The organism is Acinetobacter sp. NIPH 298 (assembly GCF_000369505.1).
GTDB lineage: Bacteria > Pseudomonadota > Gammaproteobacteria > Pseudomonadales > Moraxellaceae > Acinetobacter.
The window spans coordinates 42,026-54,498 of record NZ_KB850055.1 but is presented as its reverse complement, the minus strand read 5'-3'; the positions used below and the strand labels follow the sequence as shown (position 1 = coordinate 54,498).

Below are 12,473 nucleotides of genomic sequence, written 5' to 3'. Positions count from 1 at the left end.
TATTAGACCTCTAAGGCTTTTTCTTGTGCTAAACCCGCTCGGCAATATTCAGCCAAAGTGCTTAAACGATTTTTTGCATTTTTATGAATTGGATTTTGATCATCCCACGCATAGCCTGCCAATAACGAAGAAATCATACGGCGAATGCTTTCATTTTGATGAGTTGAAAATACCACATCCTGAAATCCCCCTTCATACCATGACTCAACATAGGCACGGAAGACTTGAATTCCTTTACGCAGTGGCAGTTCATATTGCTGCATCCAATCGACTTGTTCGCCGTTCAATACCCGCTCAACCAACGGCACAGCCAAACTTGATGATTTCAGCGCAATGGTCACCCCCGATGAAAAAACAGGATCGAGAAACTCACCTGCATTGCCCAATAACGCATAGTTACGCCCTGCAAGCTGCTTCACATTAGCAGAATACCCCACCAAAGTTCGCACGGATGTATCAAATTTGGCATGTTGCAAGACCTGAGACAAACTTGGATCATCCGCCAAAATCCGTCTTAATAATGCTTCAGGCTCATTTTGGGCTGCATCTGCAACATGACCATCGACATCATGAGGAACTGAGTAGCGGTCAAAGAAATCTTGTTCAGCTACGACGCCAAACGATGCACGCCCATCGGCAAAAGGAATCAGCCAATACCAAGCACGATGATCGTTTTCATGGACGGTAATCAAGATCTTATTGCGGTCAAAATCAGCACGATCACCGATACCATCCTCAATATGGGTAAAAATGGCACGACGTACTGGAAAATTTGAAGGACTTTCCAAATCTAAGAATTTCGGCAAAACTCGCCCAAAACCACTGGCGTCCAGCAAAAACTTGGCTTGAATTTGATATTGCTGCTGCGCTTCATCCAACACCGTTAACATCGGCTGATCAGCATCGACATCAACTGCGGTGACCTCATGCCCAAAGCGAATATCTGCACCATATTGCTGCGCTTGTTGCGCCAGTAAGTGGTCAAAGTCAGCACGGCGCACTTGCCAAGTCGTACCTGGACCCTCACTAAATTTTTCAGTGAAATCATAGTAACTACGTTTTTGACCACATAAAAATGCTGCACCATTTTTAAACTGAAAGCCACGTTCTGCAACATGTTCCCGAATGGTGTCCAACAACCCTGCTTCTTCCAAAAACACCATACATTGTGGCAATAAAGACTCACCAATAGAAAAACGTGGAAAATATTGTTTTTCAATCACGGTCACTGCATAGCCTTTTTGTCTTAGTAATACCGCGGCTGAACTGCCCGATGGCCCAGCCCCAATAATCACCACATCCGTTTGTTGTATTGTGTTCATGTTGTGCTCCGATGTGGTAAATCGACAATATGCTGTTGATCAGCAGGCGTGAATAAAGTTGCGTAAATAAATGAAAAGATCACGCCAAGTAAAACGGTTAAACCAAAACAATGAATGGCATAAGTATCACTCAACGATAATAAACCAAAGCCCAACAGGGTCGACATCATGCACAAAAACAACGCCATGCCGACCACCTGTGGATGATCATGTCCATGCCGATAAAAAATGGCATAATCCACCCCGATCCCAATAATCAAGAACGTTCCCATAATACTAAATAGGTTAATTTCCACACCAAGCCATGCTTGTACTGCAAAGGTGCTGAGCAAAGCCAAAGTAACAGGCAACACCAGCGGCATAACTGAGCTAAGACCATAAACAGCCCCTAAACCAATCGCCAAAGCCAACAAAGCATAGATCAATAAATGCTGTGCTTGCTGACGATGCTGAGCAAAAGCAGTTGAGAGTGTATCGACTGGTTGTTGAAAATGAATATTGGCGGATTCTAGTTGCTGCAACGGCTCTGCCTGCTGCACACCATTTACGATGACCAAACGTTCGGTTGAACTCGGCTGTAAAAATGCCAAAGGATGCTGCTGAAAAATCTGTTCAGTGAGTAAAGGCTGCTGCTGTAATTGCTGTTGCCAATGTTGCACATCCGCAAATTTCAAGCCCATCGTCGCTGCATACTTTCTCAGCGCTGTTTCAGGAATTTGTTGTAATAACTGTACATTTTGCTTTTGCTGTACCAGCGGTGGAATCCATTGACCCAAAGCTTGAAAACTTTCAATAGCCCCTTGCTGTTGTAATTGCTGAAGCTTGAGTAATAGTTGTGATTCTTGTTGTTCCAGTTCAGTACTTGAACTCGCCTGCACCACAAAATAATCACTGCTTTGCTGCTGTCCAAACAAGGAACGAATATATTGATCTTGCTGTTTTAGCTTGGCATCCATACTTTGTAAATTACGAATGTCATCATTCGGCTGCAAAAATAAAATGCTCACGCTACCAATAGCAATGATGCTAACAATTAAGCCATAACGCATTTTATGCTGTTGCTGAAACCATTGTCGGGCTTGCCCAATCCATACCAAGCGTTGAATCGCAGGCTGAGCATTCAGTGATGGCAATCGTGGCAATAACAAGACACTGGTGATCCATGCTGCCACCAAACCTACGATCGAAAATACCGCGATTTGCCTAAATGCAGGAAACGGGGTAAAACTCAGAAAAATATATGCCACAACCGTGGTCATTAAGCCCATAAACAAGCTCGGCAACAAAGGCCTGAGAACGCTAAAACCATCCAGTTTGCGATGCTGCGATTGCATCGCCATAAAATAGAAAGAAAAATCGACACAGACCCCGATCAAGCTCGCCCCGAAGACCAAAGTCATCAGGTGAATTTCACCGAAAATCAGATGGGTTATGGCAAATGCCAACAGACTACCTGTCGAAACCGCAATAAATTCGGTCAGCAATGGGCGGAATGAACGAAAACCAAACCAGACCAACACAATCAAACCAAGGGTTGAGCCTAAGCCAATGGTAGAAATTTCTTTTTGCGCCGACTGCGTACCAAAATTGGAAAATAAAATCGTGCCTGTCCAATGCGACTGTACTTTTAATTGTTTCAGTTGTGGTTGCAGTTGTTCAATCCAAGCGGTCACCTGTTGCTGATAATCAATATTGTAAGGACTCTGTGTCAGTTCCAAGACCAATAAGCGTGAAACTTTCTGCTCATCATGAATGGTCGCAAAACCATGCTCAAGTTCGACATTGCTTGAGGCTTGCGTCGCTACATTCAGCATATAACGCGGAAATAATAACAATGGATCTTGTTGCAAAGATTCTTCCGTAATTGGCATCCCGACACTCATGAGCTGCATCAAACTTTGTTCAGTCAACGCCTCATAGTCATGCTGTTGTAACGCCTGTTGCAAAAGCTGACGATCTTGTGGGCTCAACAAGCCTGCACGATGCAGATACAACTGTTTTGAAAATTGTTCTAGATCAAGTTGTGGTTTGAGCGGCTGCCACAGCGCACTTTGCTTGAGTTGTGTTTCAAACAATTGTGTCGCGTATTCTATCGCCTGCTGATCTTGGCTTTCTAATACCACAAACACTTTTTGATTGAGTTGATCACTCATATATTGCTGGGTTTTCGCCAATTCAGGATTTTGTTGCGTTTCAGGCAGCAAAGCAAAAATATTGGTCTGGATATGAATATCTTTTTTCAGCCATGCCAACGCAAGCGCCAGCCCAACAACGGTTAACAAGATTAACCAAATGGCAGTCAGTTTATTTTGCCAATTGGAAAAGCGCATCTTCAGCAGCCGTTAGTTTCAGTGGGGTATTTTGATTACGGAATAAAATCGTGGTGCTATTATTGGCTTGTTCCTGAATCACAATTTTATCGACATACTGCTGCCCTTGTGCTTCAATACGTACAAACAATTTTTTAAATAAACCTGACTTTGGCGTTAAAGCGATATTCCAACCTGTCGCACGATAATCCACAGCGACCACATTAAAGTTCTTTGCCAAGGCTTTTTCATCACCCGACATCAACTGCAAAAACAGCGTTGCCACCGAACTATAAGGCGACTGGTCAATTTGAATCTGGCTGTAAGTTCTTTGGGTTTTTTGTACCAATTTCTTTTGCGTCACGATCAAATCGGCTTGTACAGGTCGTTTGATTTTCCAAAGTACGCCATTAGATTTGGCAAAAGTCAGCGTGCCATTGGAAACAAAGGTTTTATTTAAACTGGCTAACTTTTTTTGTTGTTCAAAATCAGCACGCACCACATCACTTTTTGCAAGCTGCTGAAAAATTGTACTTACCGCCGCGCTATCAGCATAGCTGAATACGCTAAATAGCGAAAGTACGCTAAATAGCGAAATCGCTTTCAATATCTGGGGCGAACGCAGTTCGCCCCTACAGGACCATTCCGAAACGTAACGAGGAACACTGTTCCGCAAGGCTGTATTCGACCTAAAAAAGGAGATTTTGTTTGAATCCAAATTCATTCTATTTCCCCTTGAAACTCATCCCAAGCCTTTAAGCAGTCCAACAAAATTGATGGTGACTGAAAGCACATTTCTCGTGTTTCCATATTCACTGCAACTTGCGTGGTATAACCTTTGGTTAAGCGTCTGCCCGTTTCTGCATCAAGAATGAGATATTCAATTTTTAAACGATTCCCCCATTCTTTCAATATGGCACGCACACAAATCTTTTGCTCAAACTCAATGCCTTGCACATAGCGCACATGGCTTTCAATCACAGGCCAAGCATAGCCCGATGCTCGCATCTGATTGTAGTTATAACCAAACTGATCCAACAACTTACACCGTGCGATTTCAAAATACTTTAAATAATGCCCATGCCAAACCACATTCATGGTATCAACATCATGAAAAGGAATTTCAATAATGACTTCTGCTTGCATGAGACACTCCTAAGCTTGATCCACAAACTGATTAAACAATTCAAAATTGTCGAAACGATCAATAATCTGTTGTAATTCAGTTTGCAAAGGGCGATCTTCTTCAAGTAATGCAAAGCTTTGCAACGTCCATGTGACAAAAGCCTGTAAAGTTGGGCTCAACTGAGACACCACACCTTTGAGATGCGCGGCTTGTACACTGGCACAGCACAAGGCAGCGAGCACTTGTTGCGTTAAGGTAATCACTCGAGTGGCATCTCGCGCGGCAATGGTTCCCATACTGACTTTATCTTGGTTGTGACATTCAGTTGAACGAGAAAAAATAGATGCCGCCAAGGTGTTTTTTAAGGCTTCTGCTGTCCAAGCCGACACACCAATTTGTACAGCTTTAAAACCATGATTCAGTGGCAAACGATCTGCACTTGAACCTGTCAAATTACGCGGCAAACCATGATTCATTTTATGATCAACCAATTGCGCAATTTGGCGATCCATCAAGTCGGCAATATTGGCAATCATGATCTTCAAACTATCCATCGCTTGGGCAATGTGTCCACCGTAGAAATGCCCACCATGTAAAACCCGTAAATTGATCGGGTCAATCAGGGGATTGTCATTACTGGAGTTCAACTCGTTTTCAATAAACTGACGCAGCCACGTTTTTGAATCTTCAAACACACCAATAATATGTGGCGCACAACGTAAAGAATAACGATCTTGCAAACGCGGACTTTGATGTGCAGTTTGCACTTCGCTATTCAGCCATACACGCAGTTGTTGAGCAATCTGTTGCTGCCCTTGATGTGGTTTTTGTGCAAATAGCACTTCATCAAAATGACTTGGATTGCCCTCCAATGCCCAAACATTCAGTGCAGTAATCAAGGTACTGGCTAAACTGATTTGCTCAGCTTTCTTATAATTTAAACAGGCAATCGCGGTCATCACAGCCGTGCCATTCATTAATGCCAAACCTTCTTTTGGACGTAAGGTTAAAGGCTGTAAACCTTTTTCGGCATAGACCTGTGCAATCGGTACAATCTTGCTTTGATCTCGATCATACACATCACGCTCACCGACCAATGCTCCTGCGATATAGGACAGTGGGGTTAAATCACCACTTGCACCCACCGAACCCTCTGATGGAATCACAGGAATCACATTTTCATTCAACATCCACACCAAACGTTCCAGCAATGCCAAAGACACCCCTGAATAGCCACGCGCCAATGAACATAAACGTGTCACCACCACTGCACGCGCCGTGATCATATCCAGATTTTCGCCCAAGCCACAGCCATGAAAACGTGATAAATGCAAAGGCAACTCATGGACTTGGTGCATCGGGATCTCTACCAGACACGAATCACCATAACCTGTGGTCACGCCATAGATCACACCTTCATCGGCAAGCAATTGATCCAAAAAGTCTGCACCGCGTTGAATTAATTCACGCCAAGCATTTGTTTCTGGGAGTGCGACACAACATTCATTGCGAGCAACTGCCACCACATCTTCAATACTGAGCGGTTGTTCTCCAACAATCACCACTGGCTTGATCATTGATCCCATTTGACTTGCATTCACGTTATTTTGTCCAAAACTGATAAAAATTAAACCATTGATACGGTGCAGCCAAGCAATGCTGTTCTAACACAGCAACGTATGCCTGAGTCACTTGTTGCATACTACTGATTCGCGTTTTTCGAGGTAAATCGATTTGATCTGCAAGATGATGAATATGTACCTGAAACTTATGCTCTGCACGATAACAAAATACAGCGAGAACAGGCACTTTAAGTAAATTTGCCAAAATCCAAGCGCCTTGTGGGAATTGGGCAGATTCCCCTAAAAACTGAACTGTTTGCACCCGATCGGACTGCACAGGAACTCGATCTGCGGCCACAATCACCCATTCACCCTGCTGCATTTTTTCTTGTAACAGCATGGCGGTTTCAATGCCAAGCTCATCAACAGAAATCAAATTCACATCGGCTTTAGTATTCAGCTTTTTGAGAAACTGATTAAATTGTGTCGCGTGCTTTTGATAAACCAGTACATTAATTTTTTGTGGATGTTCGGATTTCAGCGCACGTAATAACTCAATATTGCCAAAATGCGACACGATAATAATCGTACCCTTTTGATAATGTTGCTGAAAATGCTGATGGCCTATTAGTTCCAGTTTTTGCTCTGGAATATGTCCCAACCAGCCCTCTATTTTATCGAGAATACATTCCCCGAACTGCATAAAATGAGCATAACTATTTGCCCACGTTGGCATGGCTGTAAAAGGCGACTGAGGACCTGCAAACTGATGTACACGCTGCAAATATTGCAAAGAAGCCTGCCGTGCAGTCACCGCAAATAACCAATACCACATAATAACAAAATACAGGATCACCCGACACAGCCAACGCCCACCACAACGATAAAAGCCAAGCATGAGCATGAGCGGCAACATGCCGCCGCGCTCTTTAATGTCATGCCAAGTATCATTCGGCGTATGTTGAGGGTTTGTCATCAATCTGCTCGAGACTTACGAGAACCACGTTTTTGCCAAAGCAATTGCGGCAAGCGAATCAGCATACCAGCAAATAATCGGGCATGGGCTTGACTCAAACCGATATTGTCACGCCATACATTAAAATGGGAAATCCCATGTTCAGGGTAAATCACAGGCGTAGGCACATTAATAAACGGGGTATTTTCCCATTTTAAGCGCACAAGAATTTCACTATCGAAGCCCATGCGTGGCTGAAATTTGGCTTTGTCTAAAATAGGAATGGTTTTATTCAACGGATAAATGCGAAAGCCACACATGCTGTCTTTAATCTCTAAAGATAGACTATTGAGCCACACCCAAAAGTGGGTCACATAACGACCATATAGGCGTTTTTTCGGGACAGAAGCATCAAAAATCGGCTGTCCAATTACCATTGCTTCGGGGTGTTGTTGCGACAACTGGAAAAATTTAGCAACATCCTCCCAGTGATGTTGTCCATCTGCATCGAGCTGCAAGACGTGTGTCATCCCCATTTCGGTAGCATAACGCAACCCTGTAATCACAGCCTGACCTTTACCTTGATTGGTCGCATGTTCAACCAAATGTACATGTTGATTTTGTTGCGCCAATTGTCGCAAAATTTCACTACATGCGGCATGGCTACCATCATTGATCAAAATGATCGGATACTGAAATTGTTGCAAATGCTGCACCAGATCAGTGAGATAGTGCGGATGATTATAGACAGGAATCACGATGCCGTATTTCAACAGACCATCCAACATGATTAAACTCCTAAGCACGCGCTACAGAAAATAATAAACGACCTGAAGCCAGTGTATGCTGATCTGTGCTCATTTCAAAACTCACCTTGTGCTCTTTACGACTGAGTTTGAGCTGCACCACAGTATAAGGACGAATCAGATTTTGAAATTTAAGCTGCTCGAAACCCTGACACCAATCCAGATCTGCCCATACCTGTTTAGCAAACTGTTGGATAAAACTGATTTGCCCCACGCCAGGATAAATCGGTTGATTCGGAAAATGTCCCTTAAAACATTCAAGTTCAGGCGGAAATTCCAGACTAAAATATTGGCTGTCTTGTGCTTGCCATTGCGACAAGATCACAGGTTGTAACATCATGGAAAATAATGCCTTTAAATAATTTTTATCTCGTTTGGATTGGGCATTTTGTGGAATTTGACTCAGAAAACGCCATTGTCTTGGAATCGCTAAAGTTTCCAGTCGAAACTGGAGTTGTTGTTTCAATGTCTTCACAAAAGCGACTTTGCCTAATGCTAACAAGCGTTGCTGTGCAGTTGGTGTCAAAACCACGATAGCAGCCAAAATCTGTCGATGCTGATGCTCAATCACTAAGGCATGGCTTTGTTGCACATCATCCAACGCATTCAGCGTCTGTTCAATCGCATCCAAACTTAAACGTTTTTCTTCCAGTTTTATAATTCGATCTAAACGCCCAAGCAACTTAAACTGTTTCTGAGCGACCGCTACCCATTCAGCAGCATCTCCAGTCGTGATCCAACCCTGTTCTCCAGCATGATCACTTTTGACCATCAATTGCTTATTGTCAGCAATCTGAATCTCAACATTTGTAAATGCCGTCCAAGCTGCATCATCTTGTTTACGATGCGCAATACCGCCTGTTTCGGAACTCCCTAAAACTTCGATAATCGACACATTCAGATTAGGACGAACACCTGCCTCCAGTTTTCCACCCGAACTAAACACTATTTCACAGTGTTGTAATCGCAATTCACTGGTCCAACGCTTGAGTAAAGCAGGACTCGATACCACATAATTGACATACCCAGATTTTGCCAAACATTGTTGTGCTTGAATGACATCTTCTGGAAATGCCAATTGAGGATTGTAGAAACTCCGCCCTGTTGCTAGTGGCAAAAGCAACTTAAACAATAATCCATAAATATGTTGATGGCTGACCGTTGCGATGGCGAGACACTGTTCAGTAAGTGAAAAACTGGCTGCGAGTCCACGCACTTCGTTTAACAATTGCTTTAAGGTGCGTTCAATCTGTTTCGGTTCACCCGTTGAACCTGAGGTAAAAAAGCTAATCTGTGCAGCATTTAAAAATTCATAGCTTTTTATTTTCGCCAAACGTTCTACAATCAAATCACCTGCACGCTCCCCCTTAGAAGATAACGATTGGGAAAGATGTTGCCGCGTTAAAAAATAGATGTCCTGCTGTGCCAGTTGTTGTTCTAAATTACGCACCCGATTGGGTGGTAAAATAATTTTTTTATTTGCCAATAAACCTGCAAAAAACAGCACAATAAAATCATAGCTGTCTTGTTCCCATAATGCCCACGTCGGCTCAGCTAAATGTTCAATCACTGTCGACTGTTCAAGCACGTCCTGCCAAAAAGCGGCATAAACAATAGGTTGTAACTCATTACCAATACAGAATATTTGGGCTGAATTGGACGCATTATAAAAATGAATGGGTGCAATCATGTCACAAAACCATTTAAGTATTGATCTGATTTAAACGCTGATAACGTTTTCGTAGCATAAATTCGCCGAGCAACAATATGCCCATCAATACATAAGAAATAAAACCATTATAAACAACCCAAAATTTCATGGGTGCAAATACAGTTGCCAAAGCAATCATGGCATTGATACTAAAAAAACCACACCAGACCATGGTGACTTTACGTGTCCACCGCACACCCGATTCAGGTAAATCAGGTTCAACTAAACGGGCAAAACGTTCAATCATTGAGGGTGGCTTATATATGGTCAGCGCAAAAATCAACAATGCTCCGATACTCATCCCCACGGGATAAAGTTTTAACCATGCATGATCTTTTAAAATCAAGCTCAGTCCACCACAAACAATCGCCAGCCCAGTCAAAGGCAACATCAAATCATTTTTTCTAGCACTAATCAGTCGGACAATACCCAAAACCACCAGTAACACACTGACCCAGACAAATTGTCCGTGTGACAAACTCCAACCCACAATAAAGGGATACAACACAAAAAATGTGATCAGTATGCCTCTGAGCAGATGTCTCATTCAGCCGTCATATTTTGAATGACCGTAACAACATCCAAGATCGTTCTGACCGCTTTAAAATCTTCAGGTTGTACTTGTTTACCTGTCAATTCCTTGATTTTGACCACAAGATCAATCGCATCAATGCTATCGACATCAAGATCTTCATATAAATTTGAATCGAGACGAATATCTTCAGGTTCAATTTCAAATAGATCCTGCATCCACTCTCTGAGTTTTGCCAGCACATGTTCTTGAGTTAACATTGATCTACTCCTTAAACGGCTTGCTGCGCTTCAACCAAAGCCACTAAACTTTGAATTGATTTAAAATGCTGTTTGGTTTCATCGGACTCGGCATTCAGATGAATGTTGTAACGCTTCTTCAATGCCAAACCTAACTCCAAAGCATCAATCGAATCTAAACCTAAACCATCACCAAACAGTGGTGCTTCGGTCTCAATATCACTGATGCTAATATCCTCGAGTGCGAGAACATCAATAATCATTTGCTTTAATTCATCAGCAAGATTGCTCATTTTTTCGATAACTCATCATTAAAAATTTGATAAAAACGTTGATTCAACTGACGGACTTGTTTTGGTGTTATATCTGAATCCACTAACATGTCCTTAATTTCAATTGCATCGAGCACCTTAATTTCAATATGAAAAGGCTGTGCTGGCACATGATACCACTTTTCATTTTTGGTCAAAGTTGATGGCGTGCAGCTTATCAAAACTGGACGGATCGGTACATTGGCTCGAATGGCAATATTTGCAGCGCCCCGTTGAAACTCATTTAAACGCTCGCCTTTTTCTGTTCTGGTTCCTTCAGGAAAGATCAGTAAAGATGCTGCACCCTGCTCTTGTAAACGTGCGACACAATCCTCAATAAACTGTTGCGAACCTGCATTCAGAATATAACCTGCACTGCGTACTGGACCGCGCGTAAACGGATTAGACCAAAGCGATTGTTTGACCACACAGTTGGCTTGTTGCATCAAGCCAATCATAACCACCACATCAATTAAAGTCGGATGATTAGCGATGACCAGTTCTTGTCGACTATTTTGTAGCTTATCCAAACCCTCAACGGAATAGCTCATAATCCCGAGCTTCACCATCATTTCCGTAAAGCCTTTAAAACTATAGCGGATCACTTGTTGCGCCCGTTGCTGACGTACTTCTGGATTTGAACTACTCAATCGAACCAAGGGTGCAACAACCGTTGCAATCCCGATACCACCGACGCCAAAGCTCGCAAAACTTAATCCCGTCGCAGCCACACGCAAAAGATAATTACTTTTTTGTTTGATTTCTTTTTGCTTTAACATTTTCCCCATCTCGATGCAGATGGATTGATATCTGCTGTTTTCCAGAATTGATAAAAAACCAAACTTTCCATTGACGTCGAACCTGATGATGCTGAACAAGACAAATCAAGCACCTCTAAATTAGGCTGCGCCAAACTCACTACCGTTGAAAGTGCAAATGCAGGAAAGTCCCACGCATCACTATAAACAGTCGGTAATGCTTGATCGTACGCTACAACAAGTACTTTTTGTACATGGGGCTGTGCTTTTAGAATGGCATAAGCTTCAATCAAAGCCTCTGTCCACTCACAACTTAAACTGGTCGACGGCGTATCATCATGGCATAAAATCGAATATAAACCCGCAATTGCATTATGCACAGAAGTTGAAAATTGCGTGGGAGATGGCGTTTGCTCACTGAGTACATCTTGTAAAATACGCAGTGTTTTTTCTTCATCGCCATACTTCGAAACCCACACGATATAATCAACAGATTGATCATCTAATGTAGTTAAAGCACTTTGCAATGCCATTTTGGCTAATAAGGATAAACGACGACGCTGCATCGCTGGAATCTCATCCAGTGCAGCAAAATTTTGCTGAGCATTGCTAAGCTGAGGCTGCGTTAGATGTAGTTTTAACATGCGATACATCGTCCATGTGTTTATGTATAAACACATTCATCAATAATATTTTGTGGGCGCATTATATCACTGTCACCAAATTTAACAAAAAAATATTTTTTATATATTTCAATACCTTGCATTAATATATTTTTAGTGTCCGTTTGAAATAAATAAAATGTAAAGTTTTACTAAACAATAAAATAAACTATTAACTTA

13 protein-coding genes are annotated in these 12,473 nt (G+C 42.3%); all 13 read right to left on the bottom strand.

Features of this window, described 5'->3' with window-relative positions:
- Positions 1–2: 2 nt before the first annotated feature.
- From F903_RS05195 to F903_RS05135, 13 genes are read right to left on the bottom strand one after another with little or no spacing between them, the layout of a single operon-like run.
- Positions 3–1,322, bottom strand: coding sequence for an NAD(P)/FAD-dependent oxidoreductase (locus F903_RS05195; RefSeq protein WP_005195258.1), 1,320 nt, complete (start codon positions 1,320–1,322; stop codon positions 3–5).
- Positions 1,319–3,652, bottom strand: coding sequence for an MMPL family transporter (locus tag F903_RS05190; protein WP_005195257.1), 2,334 nt, complete (start codon positions 3,650–3,652; stop codon positions 1,319–1,321). The genes F903_RS05195 and F903_RS05190 overlap by 4 nt, the downstream gene beginning before the upstream one ends.
- On the bottom strand, positions 3,627–4,355 hold the full coding sequence (locus F903_RS05185; protein ID WP_005195256.1) for a LolA family protein: 729 nt from the start codon (positions 4,353–4,355) through the stop codon (positions 3,627–3,629). Before F903_RS05185 ends, F903_RS05190 begins: the two co-directional genes overlap by 26 nt.
- Entirely contained in the window at positions 4,352–4,777 is a 426-nt protein-coding gene (locus tag F903_RS05180) for an acyl-CoA thioesterase (RefSeq protein ID WP_005195255.1), read from the bottom strand. The genes F903_RS05185 and F903_RS05180 overlap by 4 nt, the downstream gene beginning before the upstream one ends.
- 9 nt (positions 4,778–4,786) lie before the next feature.
- Positions 4,787–6,334 carry an HAL/PAL/TAL family ammonia-lyase gene (locus F903_RS05175; RefSeq protein ID WP_034595103.1) on the bottom strand — a complete coding sequence of 516 codons (1,548 nt, stop codon included), beginning with the start codon at positions 6,332–6,334 and terminating at the stop codon, positions 4,787–4,789.
- Positions 6,335–6,359: 25 nt separating this feature from the next.
- Positions 6,360–7,295 (bottom strand): LpxL/LpxP family acyltransferase, encoded by a 936-nt coding sequence (locus F903_RS05170; RefSeq protein ID WP_005195253.1) that lies wholly within the window; start codon positions 7,293–7,295, stop codon positions 6,360–6,362.
- A complete protein-coding gene (locus tag F903_RS05165) occupies positions 7,295–8,062 on the bottom strand; it encodes a glycosyltransferase family 2 protein (RefSeq protein ID WP_005195252.1) in 768 nt (255 codons plus the stop codon). The genes F903_RS05170 and F903_RS05165 overlap by 1 nt, the downstream gene beginning before the upstream one ends.
- 10 nt (positions 8,063–8,072) lie before the next feature.
- Positions 8,073–9,770, bottom strand: a complete 1,698-nt coding sequence (locus F903_RS05160; protein WP_005195251.1) for an ApeI family dehydratase — start codon at positions 9,768–9,770, stop codon at positions 8,073–8,075.
- A 13-nt stretch (positions 9,771–9,783) separates the two neighbouring features.
- Entirely contained in the window at positions 9,784–10,338 is a 555-nt protein-coding gene (locus F903_RS05155) for a COG4648 family protein (RefSeq protein ID WP_005195250.1), read from the bottom strand.
- On the bottom strand, positions 10,335–10,583 hold the full coding sequence (locus F903_RS05150; RefSeq protein WP_005195249.1) for an acyl carrier protein: 249 nt from the start codon (positions 10,581–10,583) through the stop codon (positions 10,335–10,337). The genes F903_RS05155 and F903_RS05150 overlap by 4 nt, the downstream gene beginning before the upstream one ends.
- Positions 10,584–10,594: 11 nt before the next feature.
- A complete protein-coding gene (locus tag F903_RS05145; protein ID WP_005195248.1) occupies positions 10,595–10,855 on the bottom strand; it encodes a phosphopantetheine-binding protein in 261 nt (86 codons plus the stop codon).
- Entirely contained in the window at positions 10,852–11,661 is an 810-nt protein-coding gene (locus F903_RS05140; RefSeq protein WP_155757046.1) for a lysophospholipid acyltransferase family protein, read from the bottom strand. The genes F903_RS05145 and F903_RS05140 overlap by 4 nt, the downstream gene beginning before the upstream one ends.
- Positions 11,646–12,275 (bottom strand): beta-ketoacyl synthase chain length factor, encoded by a 630-nt coding sequence (locus F903_RS05135; RefSeq protein WP_005195244.1) that lies wholly within the window; start codon positions 12,273–12,275, stop codon positions 11,646–11,648. The genes F903_RS05140 and F903_RS05135 overlap by 16 nt, the downstream gene beginning before the upstream one ends.
- Positions 12,276–12,473: the final 198 nt, after the last annotated feature.